Genomic DNA, 19,370 nt, shown 5'->3' on the forward strand with positions numbered 1-19,370 from the left:
CCTACGCAAGCTTTCCGGCTGTGTTTCTGCCGGCTAGCCTTTCGATGGAGGCTAGCCCCCTAATCCACCTTACGCAACGAGCCCGCTGCCAGGGCGGCAACGGGCTCGTATGGTATCGCTTATTTTTTTCGGGCTTGGGGAGCCTACATGTTGCCTTTTTTGGCGCTGGCGTCGTTGCTGTTGCCGCTGCCATTGGTGCTACCGGTTGCCTTGGGCTGGTTCTGGTCGGCAGGGGCCATTTTGCCGCTGGCGGTCTGGGCCGAGGAGGTGCTGTTGCCGGCCGGAGCCGAATCCAGCTGGTCCTGGGCCGAGCCGTTTTTGATGGCCATAGCCGAGCCCTTTCCGATGGGCGTGTGCACGTTTTGCTTGTAGTTGATGCTGTCGCGGTTTACATCCATATTGGTGTAGCCGGGCGCGTTGGTAAAGCCTTCGCGAAACTGCGGGTTTTCGCCGGGGCTGAGCGAGGCATAGTCGCAGGCAGTGAGAAGGGTAGCGGAGCTGGCCACCAGCAACAAGGTCAGGGCTGGGCGAAAAGAGAAGTTCATGCTTAATGCGGAGGATTTTACTACTGCAAAGATGCAGCTTGGCCGCGAATAGTGTTGGACGTACCAACCAGATTTTGGTTGCCCACGTTGGAATTAGTGAGCAGTTAGTAGTGAACAGTGAGCATGACGTTCTCTTACTTTAACTGCTCGTTACTCATTAGTTCACTATTAACTGCTCACTGATAACTGCTCACTACCCCATGCTGCGTCGCGCTCTTTCAACCCTCGCCAACACGGCGCTGCTGCCGGTGCGCGGCGCCACCCTGCTCTACCGGGCAGGGCGGGCGCACCAGCACTTTTTTCAGCCCGTGCTCAACGGCGCGCTCGGCGACCAGCTGGCCGTGCGCCACGACCCGCGCGCCATTGCCCTGAGCTTTCGGCGCGGCGGCCAGGATGTGCCAGTGGCTGAGTTGGGCCTGACCGAGTTCAAGCAAAAAACCGTCATTTTTATCCACGGGCTGATGGGCGACGAGCTCATCTGGCAAACCGGCTTTCAGGACGCCCCCGAAGGGCCCCTGCGCTACGGCCCGCGCCTGGCCGCCGAGGCCGGCTGCCGCCCGCTGTACCTGCGCTACAATTCGGGCCTGCACATTTCGGAGAATGGCCGCGCCCTGAGCCTGCTGCTCACCGAGCTGGTCGAAACCTACCCCGAGGCCATCGGCGAGCTGGTGCTGGTGGGCCACAGCATGGGCGGGCTGCTCATTCGCTCGGCTGGGTATTATGGGAGTGAGCAGTTAGTAGTGAGCAAGGAGCAGTTGCCGATTGCGAAGCTAAGTCGAAGGAAAAAACTTCCCACTGCTCACTCTTCACTGCCCACTGCCAAAGCGCCCTGGCTAGCCCACCTGCGCGCGGTGTTCCTGCTAGGGGTGCCGCACGAGGGTTCGTACCTGGAGCAAAACGGCCTGCTGGTAGAGCGCCTGCTCCAGCGCATCAACCTCTTCCCGACGCGCTTTCTGAGCGAAGCCATCGCGAGGCGCTCCAACGGCATCAAAGACCTGGGCCAAGCCTTGCTGGTAGATGAGGACTGGCAGCAGCCCGACGACCCGGCCCTGCCCCGGCCGCGCACCACGGTGCCGCTGCTGCCGGGCGTGCACTACCACGTGCTGGTGGGCGACTGGCTGCGCGCCAGCCGGCCCCAGGCCCTGCGCGACTACTTCGGCGATGGCATGGTGGGGGCGGCCAGCGCCCGGGGCCAGGTGTTTGACGATGAAACCGCGCTGCCGCCGGGCACGACCGTGCGCACGGCCCGGTTTGCGCAGCAGCACCACGGCGGGCTGCTCTATAATGCCGAGGTGTACCAGTATCTGCGCCAGTGGGTGTAGCCCCGCGCGCCCAACTTGCGTAGGGCTAGCCTAGCCTACTCTGCGCGCATGACTCCTACGCCTCCCCTCCCCCTTACCGAGCCCCGGCCCGGCCTGCGCACCCCCTTTGCCTACGCCGTTTTTCGCGCCGTGTGGATAGCCGCCCTCGTGAGCAACGTAGGCACCTGGATGCAGAATGTGGCCGGCGTGTGGCTCGTCACCACGCTCACCACCTCGGCCCTGCTCGTGGCCCTGATGCAAACCGCCACCAGCCTGCCTGCCTTTCTGCTAAGCATGCCCGCCGGCGCCATCGGCGACCTCATCGACCGGCGCAAGCTGCTGCTTTTCACGCAAGGCTTTATGGCGGTGGTGGCGCTGGGGCTAGGGGCTTTCACGCTCACGGGAGCCGCTACGGCTATCGATGTGTTGGGCTTCACGTTTTTGCTGGGCATGGGCGCGGCCCTGAACAGCCCCATCTGGCAAACCGTGACCACCGAGCTGGTGCCCCGGCCGGTGCTGCCCTTCGCCATTACCCTCAATGGCGTGAGCAACAACATTGCCCGGGCCATCGGGCCGGCGCTGGGCGGGCTCATCATTGCTTACTACTCGCCGGGCTGGGTGTTTATACTGAACGGCATCTCCTTCGTGGGCACCTGGGTTGTCATTTACTACTGGAAGCGCGAGGCACAGAACGACGGTGGCCCGGCCGAAAACTTCTCGGGTGCGCTGCGGGCAGGCATTCGCTACGTGCAATACTCGCCGCCGATTGTGGCGGTGTTGGTGCGCACGTTTGCGTTCAGCTTTGGGGCCACGGCCATGTGGGCACTGCTGAGCGTGGTAGTGGCGCGGCGGCTGAACCTGCAGTCGGGCTCCTACGCCGTGATGCTGTCGTGGCTGGGGGCGGGCGCCGTGTCGGGGGCTTTTTTGATTGGCAAGATTGGCCACCGGCTCAACCTCAATCGGCGGGTGCTGCTGGGCTCGCTGGTGTTTGTGGGCACCAACCTGAGCCTGGCGCTGGTGCCGAGCGAGTACTGGCTGTTTCCGGTGATGTTTCTGTCGGGCACAGCCTGGCTCATTACCATGACGAGCTTTAGCACCAGCGTGCAGCTGCACGTGCCCAAATGGGTGCAGGCGCGGGTGGTGAGCATGTACATGCTGGTATTTCAGGCCGGTATGAGCCTGGGCAGCATTGTGTGGGGCGAGCTGGCCGACCGCGCCACCCTGACCCTAGCGCTACTCGTGGCCGCCGGCTGGATGCTCGCCAGCCTGGTGCTAGCCCTGCCTTTTCCCATGCACCAGCCCGAAGGCCTCGACTTCAGCCCCGCCGAGCCGTGGACCGACCAGCTGCCCGCCCTGGAAGAAGAAATCGACCCCGACGACGGCCCCGTGGTGGTCATGATAGACTACGACGTGGCACCCGCCGACCACGCCGCCTTCCGGCTGGCGGCGCAGCAGCTCACGCGTCTGCGCCTGCGCGATGGTGCCCTGCGGGCTGGCGTGTTTACCGACGTGGCCCAGCCGGCGCGCATCACCGAGTTTTTTTACGTCGCTACCTGGGCCGAGCACGAGCGCCAGCACCGCCGCTTCACGCGCGACGACCAGCTGGTGGAGGCCGAGGTGCGGCGCTTTCACCAGGGTGCCGAGCCGCCCCGAGTTACGCACTTTCTGGCCTTCCCGCGCACGCCCAATGTGGAAGTGGCCGCGCCGCCGCTGCAAGCGGCCGGCAGCGCGCAGTAGCTGGCTGCTCGCTTTAATTTTGGCAAATATTGAAACAACACCGTCATGCTGAGCTTGTCGAAGCATCTCTACTGGTTAGTAATCATAACGGCGTGGTAGAGATGCTTCGACAAGCTCAGCATGACAGTCTATTTGGCCTTGCGCTTGGCATTTACTCGGCTTTTCTACTTAACTATATTATGAGATTTTCTTCCCTTGCTCCGCTGTGCATGGCCCTAGCGCTGGGCCTGCTCGGGTGCGCCACCCCGGCCGCCGTGCCCACGGCCACTACCACTGCTACTATCGCCCAAGGCTTTGCCAAGGGTGCCGACGTGGGCTGGCTGCAGCAAATGGAGGCTACCGGCTACGTGTTTCGCAACGAGCAGGGCCAGCCCCAGGACTGCCTCGCCATCCTGAAAGCCCAGGGCATTAATTCAATACGGCTGCGGGTATTTGTCAATCCTTCTGACAATGAGGCTAGCGGGCACTGCAGCCCGGCCGAAGTGGTGGCGATGGCCAAGCGCGCCGCTGGCCTGGGCTTTCGGGTGATGATAGACTTTCACTACAGCGACACCTGGGCCGACCCCGGCAAGCAGGCCAAGCCCGCCGCCTGGGCCAGCCACTCGTTTGCGCAGCTGCTCACCGATGTGTACGACCACACCTTCAGCACGATGACGGCCCTGAAAGCGGCAGGCGTCACGCCCGAGTGGGTGCAGGTGGGCAACGAGATACCCGGCGGCATGCTCTGGCCCGAGGGCAGCACAAAAAACTTTCCGCAGCTCGCCCAGCTCATTACCAAAGGCTACGAGGCGGTAAAGGCCGCCAGCCCCACCAGCAAGGTTATCGTGCACCTCGACCGCGGCAATGACAATGCGCTGTACCGCGATTTCTTCGACAAGCTCACGGCAAACGGCGGCAAGTTCGACGTCATTGGTATGTCGTATTATCCCTACTGGCTCAAGCAGGACTATACGGCCTCCATTGCCGACCTGCGCGCCAACCTGCTCGATATGGTGGCCCGCTACCCCGGCAAGGAGGTAGTGGTGGCCGAAGTGGGCAACGACTATACCCAGGTGCAAAACAGCTACGATATGCTTACGGCCACGCTGCAAGCCGTGCGCGCCGTGCCCCAAAATAAGGGGCTGGGCGTGTTTTACTGGGAGCCCGAAGGCGCCAAAAGCTGGAGCGGCTACCAGCTCAGCGCCTGGGGCGACGATGGCAAGCCCTCGCCCGCGCTCAAGGCTTTTCACTAAATATCCGTGCCCACGCAGGGGCAGGGCTGGCTGGTACCAAACCAAGAAGCAGGCCGCTTACGTAGGCAGTAGGCAAGGCTAGCGGCGCACCAGTTGAGCACATTGGCCCGATTTTTCCTGGCTGCTTTTTATGGCTCGTTTTATTACTTTTCTGCTGTTAGTTCTGCTGGCATTTGCCGAGGCTAGCCCGGCGCTGGCGGCGCCCCGGCCCGGTCGGCACCACCCGCGCTACACCGCCTACAAGCACCGCGGCGATGCCCGCAAGCGCTGGCGCCGCATGGGCATTCTAGGCCGCTGGCGCTACCACCGCCGCTACCGCAAGGCTCACCCGCGCCGCGGCGTTATCCGGGTAGGCCCACCGCGGGCCACCATGCCCAAGCACTAGCCAGCCGCCCGCCTGGGCAGCAGGCCACATAACAAAGCCTCGATGGGCCTTGCCCGCAATGCGCGGGCAAGGCCCATCGAGGCTTTGTTATGTGGTAGTGGGCCTAGTGGTCGCCCAGGTGCTCGGCTTTCCAGCGCATGGCCGACTGCACGCGGGTGCGCCCGCTAGGGTGGTCGAAGAAGATAATTTCTTCTAAGGGCGAAGGCTCGATTTTGCGATACTCCGAAAGCTTCATGGCAATGGCCGCGAAGCCGTCGGGCTGGCGGGCGGCGTTCAGGCCAAACATATCGGCCTCCTGCTCGCTGGTGCGCACAATGGTATTGGTGATGGGTGTGGCCAGCAGGCTCGCTACCGAAAACAGCGCCACCAGCAGCGGCAGGCTGCCCACATCGGCCAGCCCTTCTATGCCCCACTGCGGCCCGTAGCGGGCCAGCAGGCGGTTGGCGGTGCCATTGACCAGCCAGAAGCCAATGGCTAGCAGTACGATAAAGAATACCAGCATTTTGGGAATGTGGTTCAGCACGTAGTGGCCCAGCTCGTGGCCCATCACGGCCTGTATTTCGGCGGGGGTGCAGCGCTTGAGCAGGTTGTCATTCAGCGATACCCGAATGGTGCTGCCCAGGCCGCTCACGTTGGCACTGATGCGCTTGCTCTGCTTGGAGGCGTCGAAGTAGTAGACGTTTTCGGCCGGCACGCCGTTGGCGCGGGCCATTGATAGAATGCCGTCGCGCACGGGCCCGGCCGGCAGCGTGGTGTATTTATTAAATAATGGGCTGATGAACACCGGCCCCACTGCCACCCCGATAACCAGGAATACGCTCACAATGGCTGTGCCCCACAGCCACCAGCTAGCCCCCGCCCGCCGGATGGCGGCATACAATGCCAGAATCAGCAGGCTGCCAAACACCACCGACAGGGCCAGGCTCGTGAGCGTTTGGTTGGCCCAGGCGCCGAAGGTGAGGTTGGAGAGGCCGTACTGGTGCTCGCGCACGTAGCCTTCGTACACCGTGAGTGGCAGGCTGAGCACAAACGAGGCCAGCAGGTACAGGGCCGCGTAGGCCCAGGTGCGCTGCCACCGCCGGGGCAGCCGCGCCACCAGCGCCCGCAGCCGGCGCGACAGCCCGAGCCCCAAAAACACGCCCGCCACGCCCAGCGCATACACTACATCCCAGAGCTGCAGCCAGTAGCCGCCTTCAAAATAGGCGTCGGATTTGGCTTTTTGCGCCGGCGTAAGGGTGTCGAGGTAGTGCCGGGTAGCAGCTTCGACATTGAAGGCGGGCTTAGCCTGGGTAGTATCAGCGGGAGTAGACTGCGCCATTGCCGGCGTGCCCAGCACACCAAGTAGTAAGGCCAACAGTAGCAGTAGCTTATGTGCCATAGCAGAAGGAATTAGAGATGATGCCCGCCGAGTGAGTGGGCAGTGCAAGGTACTAGGTAATGGTCAATAGTGCTTGCCCCTAGGCATAAAAAAACAGCCGCCCGAAACCGGACGGCTGTTGTAAGCCTTAGCGAGGCCAGCGCGCTACCACGAGCCGCTGTTGTCGTCGTTGCTGTCGAAGCCGCCCCCGCCGGTGTCGCCCGATGAGGTATCGTCGTACGACGAGTTATCGGACGAGAAGTAGTCGCCCGATGAGTCGCCGCCCGAGCTATTGTTATTCGAGAAGTAGTCGTCGTTGCTGCTGAAGTTGTCACTGTTGCCGCCACTAGTGCCGCCATCGCGCCCGGCGAAGTAGTCGCCGGCGGCGCCGGTACCAGCAGCCCCGGCGGCACCCGCATTGCCCACGCTACCCGTGTCGAAGTGCTGCGGGGCACTGCCCGAGTCGTGGCTGCCGCCGAGGCGGTTGCCCAGGTAGGCGCCAGCCGCAGCGGCCGCACCGGTAGCCAGAATACCGCCCATGCCGCTGCCGCTGCTGCCACCTTGGTTGGGGTAGCCGCCGCCATAGCCCGGGCCGGGGTTACCGCCTTGGTTGGGGTAGAAGTTGGGCTGGTTGGGTTGGTTAGGCCGGGGGGCGTTGCCGCCGTTAGGGTAGAAGTTGGGCGAGCCGTTGTTCGTGTTGGCGGCGCTCCGGCCGCGGAACATGCGGATAATAAACCACAGGACACCGCCGATTATCAATGCCCCGATGAGCAGCGTGCCCATGCCCGGGCCCGAGGGCGCGGGGGCCGATACCTCGCTTTGCTGCGAGCCGCTAGGGTCGTTCATCTGCGACTGCATGGCCGAGGCCGTGCGGCCGGGGTTGTCGGTCAGCTCGCCGCTGGTAGCTGCGGCGGCCTCGCCCGTGGAGGTGGCCGCCGTGGCGCCGGCCTGCTTGCGCGGGTCCGAGCTGGGGTTGGCCGTCACCATCAGGGTGTTGAGGCCCGTGCGCAGGCCCTGAAAGTAGTTGCCCTGCTTGAAGGCGGGCGTCATTTCCTGGTTGATAACGCGGTTTACCACGGCCGGCGTGATGGAGCTGGCTAGCCCCGACCCCGGCTGAATAGTCACCTTATGCTCTTTGGCGCCGATGAGCACCACCAAGCCGTTGTTTTTGTCGCGCTGGCCCACGCCCCAGGCCGTGCCGAGGGCCCGGCCGTAGTCGGCCACACTCCGGCCGCCCAGGCTGGGCACCGTTACTACTACTACCTGCGTGCCGGTTTTGTCGGCGTAGCTGCGCAGGCCATTATCGAGCTTTTTGGCATCGGCCGCGCTCAGCAGGTTGCCTTGGTCGGTCACGAATGTGAAGGGAACCGGGCGGGCGGGCAGGCCGCTATCTGTTTGGGCCAGTGCGGGCCGGCCGAGCCCCGCCCCGACAAAAAGCAGGGCTAGTAAGAGAAAGCGATACATGGCAGGGAAGGGGAAAGTGAAAGAACTTATCCGCCTTCTACGGCGCTGGCGCCAGCGTGGCTGTATCCCTCTGAGCCAGCTTACTATCGGGGGCACAACATTCGGGCATTGCCGGGTAGATAAGCACTTTTGCACCGGCCCTACCGTTGAGGTCATAGGTTTGTGCAGAATATGTGGCGGCCCACGTCCACTGGCAGGGCTACTGCGTAGGTAGTCCCAAATCCGTTTTGGCTTGTGCAAGGTGCAGAAGCCCGCTGTAGTTGCCACCCGGCGATGCGGCCCCGCGCTCAGCGGCCCGCTTCGTTGCGTGCACCACGCTGGCTTTCCTGTTCTTATGCTGCTTCCCCGCTTCGCGCCCCCGCGCTCGTTTCACGCCGAACTCAAGCGCCGCACGGCCGACTATTTTGCCACCACGGGCCGAGCCCAAACCGGCAATAGCGCCCTGCTCGGCAAGGCCTTGCTGCTGGTGGGCACCTTCATCGCCCTCTACGTGCACCTGGTTTTCTTCACGCCGCCCACGGCCTGGGCGCTGGCCGAGTGCGTGGCCACGGGCACCGTGCTGGCCCTCATCGGCTTCAATGTGATGCACGATGGCGCGCACGGCAGCTTCAGCCGCTATGGCTGGCTCAATAAGGTGGCGGCCTTCACGCTCAATGTGCTAGGGGGCAGCAGCTACATGTGGGATGCCAAGCACAACACGGTGCACCACATGTACACCAACATCGACGGCGTTGATGACGACCTCGACATCCGGCCCTGGATGCGCCTCACGCCCGACCAGCCGCGCCACCGCGCCCACCGTTTTCAGCACCTCTACTTCGGGGTGTTTTACAGCCTGCTCTACATCTCCTGGATTTTCTTCACCGACTACCAGAAGTACTTCAGCCGCCGCATTGGCAGCGTGGCCCTCAAGCCCATGACGACCAACGACCACCTCATTTTCTGGGGCTTTAAGCTGCTCAACCTGGGCCTCTACGTGGCCCTGCCCATCTACACGGTGGGCGTGGTGGGCTGGCTCGTGGGCTTTTTGGTGGCCGGCGCTGTGGCGGGCTTCGTGCTCAGCATCGTGTTTCAGCTAGCCCACACCGTAGAGCAGGCCGCCTTCCCGGTGCCCCACGCCACTACCCGCAAGCTCGAAGACGAGTGGGCCATTCACCAGCTGCGCACCACGGCCAACTTCGCCACCGACAACCGCCTGATTAGCTGGCTGGTGGGCGGGCTCAATTTTCAGGTTGAGCACCACCTGTTTCCCAAAATCTCGCACGTGCACTACCCCAAGCTGAGCAAAATCATCCGCGAAACGTGCGCCGAGTTTAACCTGCCCTACCAGGAATACCCCAAAATGCGCTACGCTGTAGCCTCGCACGTGGCCTTTCTGCGGCAGATGGGCCGGGCATAAGTAGCCACTATAACTAGCTGCGCGGGCCTGGACGGCCGCGTCTCGAGTGCCTCAGTGAGGCTGACTTGGGGCGCGGCCGTCCAGGCCCGCGCTTTTTTCTGGCTGAGCTAGCTGCGGCCGGTTGTGCCGGCTGGCTAGGGTACACGCACGGCTTATTTGACCCTGAAGTGCTCTCTAAATACAATTTTATTACCCTTGAGCCATACGCTGGCCAGAGAGCGGCAAAACGCTTCATTAGCAGCGGCTAACTACTTGATTCTTATGAGGGAATTCTGTTTTTATGCCGAATGAGGTAATAATGAGCAAGGTCATTTCACAGGCTTAGACAAACCGCTAAACTTACAAAATATCTTCTTTCAGTACCACGCCAATGACCCGCTCACCACCTGCCGCCTAGCGCCAGTCGCTCTCGCTTTCTCTCCACCTTATTCTTCCGCTCTAGTATATGGAAACTTGTTACCGCCTACCCGCTCACCAGCTGCTACGCGTGCTTGCAGCTATGCTCGCCACCTTGTTTTTGACCTTGTTGAGCGCGTTGCCCAGTCAGGCACAAAATAAAATTGCCGACTTTGCCCAGTATGCCAATACGAAGGCTGAATGGACGTTCGGGATTCTGAACCAACAGAATTCGAGCTATTACGAAGGTACTTCGTCGCTGCAACGCATTACCTTGGTTGGGCTTGCGGCGGGTAGCCAGCAGCACACGCTCAACTTTAAAGTGCTGGCCGTGAAGGGCAGCGTGCATGCCTACGACTTTTTGACTTCGTATGAGCAGGCCATTGCCGACTACCAGACCGTTACGGGTACGCCCCTGGCCTCGACAAGCGGTGCAGTGCTGGCTTCGCTCGAGCACATTGGCACGCCGGCTGATGCGACTATGATTCAGACTATGTATACCTCGGGAGTATCGGCCGGGGCGCAGCCGCTGGCTAGTGCTTACAGTAGCGTTGCGACTCATGATGTAGCCGACAAAGTAGCTACCTATGATGGTGGCAGCACCACCAAGCGCCAGGTGATGATATATGGCATGCCGGGTACCACGGTAAGCGGGGCTAGTCTGACCATGACGGGCTATACACCACAGGGCGCTAGTGACTACTACGCCAACTATACGCTGACCTGGACCTCAAGCTCGCCCAATATCCTGATACTACTGGCAGGCCACCTGGCGGTAAGCGGTAATGATGGCACTGATACAAACAGTGCGTATCCGCAGGGCCTGGGTGCTTCCTTTATCAGCGGTGGCCCTTACCACTTCAAATTGCTGGACCTGGATGGCTCGCCGGCGGGCGGCGGCAACAAAGGCGAACGCGATAACCAGATTATGACTGTGCGGCGGCGAGATTGTACGCTGGCGCTCGGCACCATTACACACGACAATGTAAAATGCTATGGCGATGCTACGGGCACCATCATGGCCAGCTACATGGGCGCTGCCACTGGCACGATAAGCTACACACTTGTGCGCACGCTCGACGCTAGTGGCGCCGAGGTCAACCAGTCTATCAGCCAGACGGGGCCCAATTTTACGGGTTTATTGGCGGGTACCTATGCGCTTTCCGTTACGGATGGCAGGTGCTCCGATGCTACTGGCATCGAGATTACCCAGCCTACTGCCCCACTTAGCCTCACGGTTACGCCTGGCAACGTGGCCTGCTTCGGCGATGCTACGGGCTCCCTGACAGTCGCCACTACTACCGGGGGCACGGCGCCCTACCAGTATGCACTAAGTGCAACAGGGCCGTTTGCCGATGCTACGGTCTTTTCGCAGCTACCTGTGGGCAACTATACGGTCTACGTAAGAGATGCTAATAACTGCATTAGCAGCGCGCCGGCCACCATTACACAGCCTCACGCCGCACTAGGCCTCACCATTACCCCCACCAACGTAAACTGCAATGGGAGCTCTACAGGCAGCATCCTAGCTCAGGGCACAGAGGGCACAGCACCCTACCAGTACGCACTTAGTTCTACTACTGGAGCCATCCCCGCTCCGGGCGATTACAAGGCAGCTAATAATACGAACGGCAGCTATATTTTCTCGAGCTTACCAGCTGGCACTACTTACACCGTGTACGTGCTTGACGCCAACGGCTGCGCTAGCAGCAAGCCGGCCACCATTACGCAGCCTGACGCCCTCAGCCTTACCGTTACGCCTACCAATGTAAATTGCTTTGGCGACGCTACGGGTTCGCTGGCTGTTACTACGACTAAAGGGGGCACTGGAGCTTATCATTATACAATCAGCCCAGTGGCTGGCGTCTATAATGCTACAACGCATCAATTTACTGGGCTAGCCGCAGGCGATTACAGAATAAAGGTTACGGATGACAATGGCTGCGAAGCCAATAGTAGCCTGCTTACCATTATACAGCCCCTTGCCCGGCTAACCGCAACATCCGCTACTACTGCTGCGAGCTGCTCCGATGGCAAGGCCAACACCGATGGCACGGCCACCATTACACCCAGCGGCGGCACCGCGCCCTACGGCTTCTCCCTAACCGGTACAGTTGATAATAATTCGCCCCAAAGCGCAACATCCTATACTTTCACGGGCTTGAAAGCAGGCGATTATTCGGCTACCGTAGTTGATAAGAACGGCTGCCAGTTCCCCATTGCCTTCACCATCAAGCAAGACAACTGCTACGTGCGCTACTGCTCACTCACGCAGGGTGGCTGGAGCAACACGGGCAAGCTCTGCAACAGTACTGAGGTGCGGGCTAGCCTGCTGGGCCGATTGCTGAGCACTCCGCTCGTAATCGGCAACCCAGCCTCAGCTGGAAATAATATCTTCTTTACGGGGCCGACCGATGTGAGCTGCCTGCAAGGGCATATGCCGGCAGGTGGCACCGCTGGCTGGCTCAACGTAACGGGCTCCCAAAGCTGCGCAAAAATTCCAGTTAGCATTTTGAAGTTCAACAGGTTCAATAATATACTGGTGGGCCAAACCATTACGCTGGCGCTCAACATTCGCCTAAATGCTGACCAGAACCACACTGACCTGGGTGCCCTGCAGCTGAAGGACCTCGGTAAGGTGTACGCAAGCAACTGCACGACCGTGGATTTGAGTGGGTCGTCGGTTACCATTGGTGGCGTTAGCCTCAGCGGCCTGGGCCTCGCCAATACGGCCACCGTGCAAAACCTGCTGGACCTGGCCAACCAAGCGTTGGGAAGTGACCCCAAAACGGGCCCGGCTTATAACTACGCCGCCATCAACCAGGCGGTGACGACCGTAAACGAAGCCTTCGACAACTGTCGCTGGCTCGAGGTCGTTCCTACCCAGTTCAACACCCCTCAGGTCAACTCGGCAACTGCCACGGCCCTCACTACCGACGACAACGGCCGCAGCGCGGCGTTTGTCGTCGAAGCCCTGCAGGCTTACCCCAACCCGCTTTCCAGCCAAGCCATAGCCTCGTTTGCCCTAGCCGATGCCCAAGCCTACTCGCTGGATGTGTATGACCCGCTAGGTCGCCTTGTGCAGCACGTGCACACGGGCCAGGCCGAATCCGGACGGCGCTACAGCTTTGAGGTGGGCGGCGGCCTGGCCGAGGGCCTCTACCTGCTGCGCCTGAGCGCCGGCAAGTCGAGCCAGCTGTTGCGCCTCGTGGTGCAGCACTAGGCCCATTTTTTCGAGCGGCTACCAAAAAAGCGGCCGGCAACAATGTTGCCGGCCGCTTTTTTGGCAAAAACCGGCTGCCGCCTAGGGGTTGCGGATAGCTAGCAGCATCTTATGGAGCTCAGCGCGCGAGTACACCTTGCCGCGCGAAACCACGGCCGCAATGTTGCGCACGTTGGCGATGTTGGCCAGCGGGTTAGCAGTCAGCAATAGCAGGTCGGCGTCTTTGCCCTCGGCAATGGTGCCGCTGCGGCCATCGGCCCCGAGCCAGCGGGCCCCGTTGATGGTGGCCGCCCGCAGGGCCTGGGCGGGCGTGAGGCCGGCTTTCACCAGCAGTACCAGCTCCTCGTGCAGCGAGGCGCCTGGGTAGGTAAACGAGTTGAACGGCCCGCTATCCGAGCCGGCCAGCATGGGCACGCCCGCCACCTGCATTTGCGGCACCAGGGCCATAAACTTGGCTTCAAGCTTTTGCGTGAACGCGCGGCTGGCGGCCGACTGCTGCTTGGCGCCGGCCAGCCGCTTGGCGTAGGTGCGCTGGATTTTGGGGTCGATGTAGGCGCGCAGCGAGTCGTGGGCGTGGTCGTTTTCGCTTAGCTCGGCCAGGGTCTTGCCGATGGCCAGCGTGGGTGTAGCCGAGGTGTGGTGGCTGGCCATGAGCTTGAAAATACGCTGGGCCGCCGCCGGACTGTAGGTGTCGTACACGGCTGGTAGCATGGCAAACAGCCCAAGCGGCTTGCTCGTGCTCAGGCTGTTGCGCACCAGCGCCGTGAGGCTGTCCTCCTTGCCGGAGCAGGCTTTAAAGACGTAGTAGAGGTGCTCGGTGCCATCGAGGCCCCGGTTTACGGCCTCGCCCAGCGTGACCGAATACGGCATGTGGCCGGTGGTTTTCAGGCCGCGCTTCTCGGCTTGCGAGATGGTTTCGAGGTAGGCCTCGCCCGAGATTTTGCTGTCGTAAATCTTCACGAAGTCCACCCGCAGCTTTTGCAGCGAGTCGAGCGCGTGGCTCACGTCGGCGGGCGTTACGACTTCGAGCGAGCCGGGCCAGGTAGCGCCGGGGCCGTCAATCTTGGGGCCCGAGGTGAAGATGCGCGGCCCGGCCAGGGTGCCCGCGTCTTCCTCGCGGCGCCACTGGTAAATGAAGGGCGTGAGGTCGCCGCCCGCGTCGCGCACCGTCGTGATGCCGTGGGCCAGGTACAGCGTGAGGCTCTTTTTATTGGCTGCCGCCAGGCTGTCGCCGCCCCGAAAGTGCACGTGCATATCCCAGAGGCCGGGCATCAGGAAGCGGCCGGTGCCATCGACCTTCTGGCGGGCTTGGTAGTGGGCCTGTGTTTCGGGGCCCACCCACACTATTTTGCCGCCCGACACGGCCACCGACTGGTCGGGCCGCAGCCGGCCGCTCACTACATCCACCACATTTACGTGGCTGATTACGAGGTCGTAGGTAGCGACGGGGGCGGCCGGGTGGCGCGCCACGGCAGCCAGCAGCGCGGCCACGGGCAGGCCGAGCAGGAAGCGGTAAAATCTCATGCCGCGCAAGGTAAAGCCGCCGTTGCAGTTCTGGCACGGGCGCCCTTTGCTCGGGCAGCCCGGCGCCCGGCACCGCCGCGCCTCGCTGAGCAGAAAAAAGGTGGTGGCCCCGGCGGCCAACTCATCGCCGGGGCGAGGCCCTAGCCAAAAGCGCCTACGAGTCGGCAAACTGGCAGGTGCGGGCCCCGATGGTGTGGCGGCAGGGAATGGCAAGATGCCGGCGAAAAAGCACCATGACGCGGCGGCGACCTGCTAAGCAAGATACCGCGCGGCCCTCTTTTCTGGGACCGGGCCGGGCGCTGCCGGCTCGAACCAACCGCTAGCCTTGTCGTAGGCTTACGTAGTCTATTCCCACCAGCCCTATGTCTGCTTCCCTGCCCTTCGCTCGCCCCAAGGCTATTTTCTTCGATGTAAATGAAACCCTGCTGGACATGAGTCCGCTGAAAGTGGCTGTCAATGCCGCGTTTAAGAGCCCGGCGGCGTTCAATCAATGGTTTGGCCTGGTCTTGCAGCACTCGTTGGTGGCCACCGTCACCGACGAGTATTTCAACTTCGGCACCCTGGCCGACGCAGCCCTCGACATGACGGCCAACATGCTGGAAAAGCCCCCCCTCACGCACGCCGAAAAGCACGACCTTACCGCGCTGCTTACCCAGCTGCCGGCCCACCCCGACGTGCCCGCCGGCCTCGAACGGCTGCGCGCCGCCGGCTATCGCCTGCTGGCCCTCACCAACTCGCCGCCCACCACGCTGGCCGCCCAGCTGGCCCACGCCGGCCTCACCGAGTACTTCGAGCAGGCGCTGAGCGTGGATGCCGTGCAGCGCTACAAGCCCCACCCCGATACCTACCACTACGCCGCCAAGCAGGCGGGCGTGCTGCCGGCCGAGGCGCTGCTGGTAGCCGCCCACGGCTGGGACGTGGCCGGCGCGCTGCACGCGGGCCTGCTGGCTGGCTTCATCGCCCGGCCGGGCCAGACGCTCTACCCGCTCGCCCCGCCACCTACGTCCCAGGCGCCCACCCTACTTGAGCTGGCCACGCAGCTCGGGGCCTAGCTACCGCCCGCTTCCTGCATCAAAAAGCCCAGCCAGATTATTGACTAGGCTTTTTGATGCAGGAAGCGGGCGCAGGGGCCTAGCGGCCAGTAAGAGCTTGCAGCTTCGGGTCGGCGGCGGGCTCCACGGCGCGCTCGAAGCGCAGGCGGCTGTTCACATCGGTACCCACCGACGTGAAGCCATTGGCAAGCAGCACACGCTGCGAAGTCAGGTTTTCGGGCTCGGTGTGGGCCACCAGCCGGCGCACCTGGCCAGTGGCGGCGGCCTGCTGCACCAGCCCGGCCACCAGCTCGGTGCCCAGGCCCTGGCCGCGCCAGTCGGCCGCGATGGAGTAGCCCATTTCAACGCAGCCCGCCGCATCGGGCGGGCCCATAAATCCTCCGGTGCCCACCAGCGTGCGCGGGATGTCGCCCTCAGCTTTGCGCAGGGCATACCAGTTGTACCAGCCGGCTGCGTCGCGGCCGCCAGCCGTAAGCTTTTCCAGAAAATATTCCATCGCCGCGCGGTCGTAGTCGCCGGGTGGCCAGTCGGTGGGCAAAGCGGCCCCTAGCAGGGTGGGGAAATACTGGGGCTTGTGCAGCTCGGCCGTGAGCAGGGCCCGGCTGGCGGCCAGTATCTGGAGCCGGGGCGTTTGGGTGATGAGCGGAATCATAGCGAGTCTATACGCAACTTATTGGGCCGGCGGCGCGGGCACGGCAAAGGTGTTGAGCAAGCCGCTGACAGTCATGTACTGGCCCGCCAGGTAAATCATGTCCACCACGCCCTTTTCGCCAAAAGTCACGATGGCCTGCTCGTATAGCTCGGCCTCAATTTGGTGCGTAGTGACGAGGCGGTGCGTGAAGTCGTAGGCCACGCGTTCTTCCTGGTTGAGGCCAGTGGGCTTCTGCCCGGCCACTAGTGCCTGCAAAGTAGCCTCGTCGAAGCCCGCTTTTTTGCCGACTGCCACGTGGGCGTAGAGCTCGTAGGCGGCCTGCCAGGCCGCGCCCACGGTCAAAATCACCACCTGCCGCACTTTCTCGCTCAGGGAAGTTTCCTTGCCTTCGGCGGCCGTCACGCCCATCAGGGCCTTGCTGATAGCCGGGCTGCGCAGCATGGCATTGAAGGGACCGATGAGCCGGTCGTCGAACGTATCGGCCTGAAAGCCCGACTTCTTGGCCCAGGGCACCATGGTATCCTGGAGCTGGTCGTAGAGTTTTTTCTGGTCGGAGTTGAGTTTATCGCGACTGAGCAGGGCTAGCCGGCCGCCGAGGTTGTCTTCAAAAGTTGCCATAAAATGGGGTCGGAATACGTGCGCTTACAGCGCACTGGGCTAGCATACGTGCCGGCTGCCTGCGGCGGCCAACAGCGCGTAGCGCGGCAAAGCGCCGGCTGCTACCACGGCCACCGCTAGCCCAGTGCGCTGGCTAATCTGGGCTATAACCACGCCGCCTGGGGCGCGCTATATGTCTTACCTGCGCGACTCGCTGTGGCGTGAGCTGGCCAAGGAATTCGTGCCCGACCCTACTCGCAGCGTCGGCCTCAACCCTAGCGTTAATTCAATAGGGTGCCCCAAAATGCTCGCCAGGGTGATAGTTGCGCGCGTGGCATCGACACTTACCTACCGAGTCGGAAAAGAAAAACGAGTTCGCCGCCCACACAGAATCGGGGCGGCGAACTCGTTTGTATTATTTAAGCCTCACTGTGCCGTGATAAGGCCCGCTAGCTTACCGTGGGTGGGTTGTTGTACGGATTGGGCGGGCCGCCCGCCAGCTGGCTTACCATGTCGTCGAGAATGGCTTTGCCGTAGCCGATGCGGTTGGCATATTCCAGGCACAGGCCGTATTCACGGGGGTCAATCTGGCCATCTTGCAGCATCATCTGCACCAGGGTTTGCAGCTCCAGCGTGCGTTGCAGGCCCTCGGCCGGCACCACAAAGCTCAGGATGCTGAGGTTGTCGGCGATGGGCATTACCTGTTCCGGCTTCAGGCCGAGCTTATTGCCGAGCTGAAGCAGAAAATCGCCTTCTTCCTGGCTGAGCCGGCCATCGGCGGCGGCCAGCAGGATAATATTTTGAAAAAACGCCAGTTTCTTCTGCGTGGTATTGAGAACCTCGTCGAGGGAATGGGTATGTTGCATGGTCGTAGATAGCCGCAGGGCGCAGCCGGTGGGTAGACGGCTGAACGATGCCTTTACCGGAAGGTTACCGTTCTGCTACTTACGCCCGAGCTTAGCCGGCGATACACCGCGGCCCGGCCGCTCAGCTGCAAGCGCCGCAGCCACACGGCCGGCCAAGCATAAGCGGGTAGGCCCGCCGCTACGAACGCCCACAGCCCCAGTCGCTCTACGTAGCGATAGCAGTACCCCACGAGTGGTCCAATCACCAGCACGGGCACGGCGTTGTAGGCCGCCACGGTGGCGGCTGAGGGGGTTCGGCGCTGGGTTGTGGGCGGGGCCACCGGGCCGATAAATTACTTTTGAGCGTTCGCTTTCCGGGCTTCCTTTTCCTTATGAACCGCATCGACCGCCTGTTTGGCATGACTACCCTGCTGCAAGCCCGCCGCTACACCTCGGCGGAGCAGCTGGCCGAGCAGTTTGGCATCAGCGTGCGCACGGTGTACCGCGACATACGGACCCTGGGCGAGCAGGGTATTCCGGTCAGCTTCGAGGTGGGGCGGGGCTACTTTCTGGTGCAGGGCTACTTTTTGCCCCCGGTCAGCTTCACCCCCGACGAAGCCAATGCCTTGCTGCTGCTCGAAACCCTGGGCGCCACCCTAGCCGATGGCTCCATTCAGCCGCACGTAACCGCTGCGCTGCAGAAGGTGCGCGCCGTGCTGCGCCCGCCCGACCAGGACCGGCTAGCCCAGCTAGCCAGCCGCATCAGGCTGCACGTGCCGGAATATGTGGAAAGCCACACGGCCTACCTCGCTACTATTCAGGCGGCCATTGCCAACGGCCAGGTGCTGGAAGTGGACTACCAGGACAAGAACGGCGGCAGCACCCGCCGCCGGGTCGAGCCCATCGGGCTGGTGTTTTACAACTTCACCTGGCACTTCATCGGCTGGTGCCAGCTGCGGCAGGCATACCGCGATTTCCGGGTGTCGCGGGTGCAGCACCTCACGGCCGCTAGCCTGCCCGTCGCCCACCAGCCGCAGCTCACGCTGGCCGACTACCTCGCCACCCTGAACCTGCCTCAACTGCTGTAAATTTTTTGTGGGTTCAGGAGAGACTGCCATAGGGCTGTCAGTGGGTGTGCCGCTCTTTGCGGCATCTCTCACTTATTTCTCACGCCCCATGCAACTCGCCTCCATCCGTATCCTCACCACCGACCTCCCGCGCCTCGTTCAGTTCTACGAGCAGGCTACCGGCCTGCCCGCCACGCACTACACCCCCGATTTTGCCGAGCTGCCTACCCCGGCCGCTACGCTGGCCATCGGCAGCCTGCGCACTGCCGAGCTATTTGGAGGCGCGCACATGGCTGCCGCTGCCAATCGCTCGGTCATTATCGAGTTTTACGTAGCCGACGTAGACGCTGCTTATGAGCGCATTGCCGGCCTGCCAGGCCCCGACGTGGTGCAGGTGCCCACTACCATGCCCTGGGGCAACCGCTCGCTGCTCTTCCGCGACCCCGATGGCAACCTGGTCAACTTCTTTATGCCCGTGACGCCGGCCGCGCAGCAGCGGTTTAGCCGCCAGCAGACGGCTTAAAAGTCCTTAGCAAAGCCCATCAGGCTGCGCTTGTCGAAGCTTCTCTATCACGACACCCTAGGGGCGTGGCG

Annotated in this window: 17 protein-coding genes; 9 read left to right on the plus strand and 8 right to left on the minus strand. The window is 62.4% G+C overall.

Going from position 1 to position 19,370, the window contains the following annotated elements; all coding sequences use genetic code 11:
• Positions 1–143: 143 nt before the first annotated feature.
• Positions 144–545 carry a hypothetical protein gene (locus J4D99_RS04505; RefSeq protein ID WP_208130513.1) on the minus strand — a complete coding sequence of 134 codons (402 nt, stop codon included), beginning with the start codon at positions 543–545 and terminating at the stop codon, positions 144–146.
• Positions 546–745: 200 nt separating this feature from the next.
• On the opposite strand from J4D99_RS04505, the gene J4D99_RS04510 reads away from it, so the two are divergent.
• The 4 genes from J4D99_RS04510 to J4D99_RS04525 all read left to right on the plus strand — a co-directional run bounded on the left by J4D99_RS04510 (position 746) and on the right by J4D99_RS04525 (position 5,200).
• Positions 746–1,867: an esterase/lipase family protein gene (locus tag J4D99_RS04510; RefSeq protein WP_208130514.1), complete on the plus strand. Its 1,122-nt coding sequence runs from the start codon at positions 746–748 to the stop codon at positions 1,865–1,867.
• 48 nt (positions 1,868–1,915) lie between these two features.
• A complete protein-coding gene (locus tag J4D99_RS04515; RefSeq protein WP_208130515.1) occupies positions 1,916–3,583 on the plus strand; it encodes an MFS transporter in 1,668 nt (555 codons plus the stop codon).
• A gap of 179 nt (positions 3,584–3,762) precedes the next feature.
• Positions 3,763–4,815, plus strand: a complete 1,053-nt coding sequence (locus J4D99_RS04520; protein ID WP_236018519.1) for a glycoside hydrolase family 53 protein — start codon at positions 3,763–3,765, stop codon at positions 4,813–4,815.
• A gap of 130 nt (positions 4,816–4,945) precedes the next feature.
• The gene (locus J4D99_RS04525) at positions 4,946–5,200 is read left to right on the plus strand and encodes a hypothetical protein (protein WP_208130517.1); all 255 of its coding nucleotides are present in this window, start codon (positions 4,946–4,948) and stop codon (positions 5,198–5,200) included.
• A 103-nt stretch (positions 5,201–5,303) separates the two neighbouring features.
• Here J4D99_RS04525 and J4D99_RS04530 read toward each other — a convergent pair whose 3' ends face one another.
• Together J4D99_RS04530 and J4D99_RS04535 are read right to left on the minus strand one after the other, a co-directional pair.
• Entirely contained in the window at positions 5,304–6,578 is a 1,275-nt protein-coding gene (locus tag J4D99_RS04530) for a M48 family metallopeptidase (RefSeq protein ID WP_208130518.1), read from the minus strand.
• 144 nt (positions 6,579–6,722) lie between these two features.
• A complete protein-coding gene (locus J4D99_RS04535; RefSeq protein WP_208130519.1) occupies positions 6,723–8,021 on the minus strand; it encodes a TPM domain-containing protein in 1,299 nt (432 codons plus the stop codon).
• Positions 8,022–8,355: 334 nt separating this feature from the next.
• Here J4D99_RS04535 and J4D99_RS04540 point away from each other — a divergent pair, with 334 nt between their 5' ends.
• Positions 8,356–9,420 (plus strand): fatty acid desaturase family protein, encoded by a 1,065-nt coding sequence (locus J4D99_RS04540; protein ID WP_208130520.1) that lies wholly within the window; start codon positions 8,356–8,358, stop codon positions 9,418–9,420.
• 445 nt (positions 9,421–9,865) lie between these two features.
• Positions 9,866–13,039: a T9SS type A sorting domain-containing protein gene (locus J4D99_RS04545; RefSeq protein WP_208130521.1), complete on the plus strand. Its 3,174-nt coding sequence runs from the start codon at positions 9,866–9,868 to the stop codon at positions 13,037–13,039.
• Between the two features lie 81 nt (positions 13,040–13,120).
• Here the strand turns inward: J4D99_RS04545 and J4D99_RS04550 are convergent, their stop codons facing one another.
• Complete coding sequence (locus J4D99_RS04550) at positions 13,121–14,563, minus strand: amidohydrolase family protein (RefSeq protein ID WP_208130522.1); 1,443 nt, start codon at positions 14,561–14,563, stop codon at positions 13,121–13,123.
• 362 nt (positions 14,564–14,925) lie between these two features.
• Between J4D99_RS04550 and J4D99_RS04555 the strand changes: the two genes are divergently transcribed.
• Entirely contained in the window at positions 14,926–15,615 is a 690-nt protein-coding gene (locus J4D99_RS04555; protein WP_208130523.1) for a haloacid dehalogenase type II, read from the plus strand.
• 79 nt (positions 15,616–15,694) lie between these two features.
• Here J4D99_RS04555 and J4D99_RS04560 read toward each other — a convergent pair whose 3' ends face one another.
• The 4 genes from J4D99_RS04560 to J4D99_RS04575 form a co-directional block, all read right to left on the minus strand.
• A complete protein-coding gene (locus J4D99_RS04560; RefSeq protein WP_208130524.1) occupies positions 15,695–16,267 on the minus strand; it encodes a GNAT family N-acetyltransferase in 573 nt (190 codons plus the stop codon).
• Positions 16,268–16,285: 18 nt separating this feature from the next.
• Positions 16,286–16,885: a carboxymuconolactone decarboxylase family protein gene (locus J4D99_RS04565; protein WP_208130525.1), complete on the minus strand. Its 600-nt coding sequence runs from the start codon at positions 16,883–16,885 to the stop codon at positions 16,286–16,288.
• A 428-nt stretch (positions 16,886–17,313) separates the two neighbouring features.
• Entirely contained in the window at positions 17,314–17,730 is a 417-nt protein-coding gene (locus tag J4D99_RS04570) for a tellurite resistance TerB family protein (RefSeq protein WP_208130526.1), read from the minus strand.
• Positions 17,731–17,783: 53 nt separating this feature from the next.
• Entirely contained in the window at positions 17,784–18,050 is a 267-nt protein-coding gene (locus J4D99_RS04575; RefSeq protein WP_208130527.1) for a hypothetical protein, read from the minus strand.
• A 51-nt stretch (positions 18,051–18,101) separates the two neighbouring features.
• Between J4D99_RS04575 and J4D99_RS04580 the strand changes: the two genes are divergently transcribed.
• Both J4D99_RS04580 and J4D99_RS04585 read left to right on the plus strand, forming a co-directional pair.
• Positions 18,102–18,797, plus strand: a complete 696-nt coding sequence (locus J4D99_RS04580) for a helix-turn-helix transcriptional regulator (protein WP_208130528.1) — start codon at positions 18,102–18,104, stop codon at positions 18,795–18,797.
• Positions 18,798–18,885: 88 nt separating this feature from the next.
• Positions 18,886–19,299, plus strand: coding sequence for a VOC family protein (locus J4D99_RS04585; protein ID WP_208130529.1), 414 nt, complete (start codon positions 18,886–18,888; stop codon positions 19,297–19,299).
• Positions 19,300–19,370: the final 71 nt, after the last annotated feature.

The sequence above is a fragment of the Hymenobacter sp. BT559 genome (genome assembly GCF_017571525.1).
GTDB classification, from domain to species: Bacteria; Bacteroidota; Bacteroidia; order Cytophagales; family Hymenobacteraceae; genus Hymenobacter; species Hymenobacter ginsengisoli.

What these genes read in the sequence shown, in the direction of transcription:
- J4D99_RS04550 (WP_208130522.1), bottom strand. Translation starts at nt 14,563, where the DNA reads ATGAGATTTTACCGCTTCCTGCTCGGCCTGCCCGTGGCCGCGCTGCTG.
- J4D99_RS04530 (WP_208130518.1), bottom strand. Translation starts at nt 6,578, where the DNA reads ATGGCACATAAGCTACTGCTACTGTTGGCCTTACTACTTGGTGTGCTG.
- J4D99_RS04585 (WP_208130529.1), top strand. Translation starts at nt 18,886, where the DNA reads ATGCAACTCGCCTCCATCCGTATCCTCACCACCGACCTCCCGCGCCTC.
- J4D99_RS04505 (WP_208130513.1), bottom strand. Translation starts at nt 545, where the DNA reads ATGAACTTCTCTTTTCGCCCAGCCCTGACCTTGTTGCTGGTGGCCAGC.
- J4D99_RS04515 (WP_208130515.1), top strand. Translation starts at nt 1,916, where the DNA reads ATGACTCCTACGCCTCCCCTCCCCCTTACCGAGCCCCGGCCCGGCCTG.
- J4D99_RS04565 (WP_208130525.1), bottom strand. Translation starts at nt 16,885, where the DNA reads ATGGCAACTTTTGAAGACAACCTCGGCGGCCGGCTAGCCCTGCTCAGT.
- J4D99_RS04540 (WP_208130520.1), top strand. Translation starts at nt 8,356, where the DNA reads ATGCTGCTTCCCCGCTTCGCGCCCCCGCGCTCGTTTCACGCCGAACTC.
- J4D99_RS04560 (WP_208130524.1), bottom strand. Translation starts at nt 16,267, where the DNA reads ATGATTCCGCTCATCACCCAAACGCCCCGGCTCCAGATACTGGCCGCC.
- J4D99_RS04510 (WP_208130514.1), top strand. Translation starts at nt 746, where the DNA reads ATGCTGCGTCGCGCTCTTTCAACCCTCGCCAACACGGCGCTGCTGCCG.
- J4D99_RS04520 (WP_236018519.1), top strand. Translation starts at nt 3,763, where the DNA reads ATGAGATTTTCTTCCCTTGCTCCGCTGTGCATGGCCCTAGCGCTGGGC.
- J4D99_RS04545 (WP_208130521.1), top strand. Translation starts at nt 9,866, where the DNA reads ATGGAAACTTGTTACCGCCTACCCGCTCACCAGCTGCTACGCGTGCTT.
- J4D99_RS04580 (WP_208130528.1), top strand. Translation starts at nt 18,102, where the DNA reads ATGAACCGCATCGACCGCCTGTTTGGCATGACTACCCTGCTGCAAGCC.
- J4D99_RS04555 (WP_208130523.1), top strand. Translation starts at nt 14,926, where the DNA reads ATGTCTGCTTCCCTGCCCTTCGCTCGCCCCAAGGCTATTTTCTTCGAT.
- J4D99_RS04535 (WP_208130519.1), bottom strand. Translation starts at nt 8,021, where the DNA reads ATGTATCGCTTTCTCTTACTAGCCCTGCTTTTTGTCGGGGCGGGGCTC.
- J4D99_RS04525 (WP_208130517.1), top strand. Translation starts at nt 4,946, where the DNA reads ATGGCTCGTTTTATTACTTTTCTGCTGTTAGTTCTGCTGGCATTTGCC.
- J4D99_RS04570 (WP_208130526.1), bottom strand. Translation starts at nt 17,730, where the DNA reads ATGCAACATACCCATTCCCTCGACGAGGTTCTCAATACCACGCAGAAG.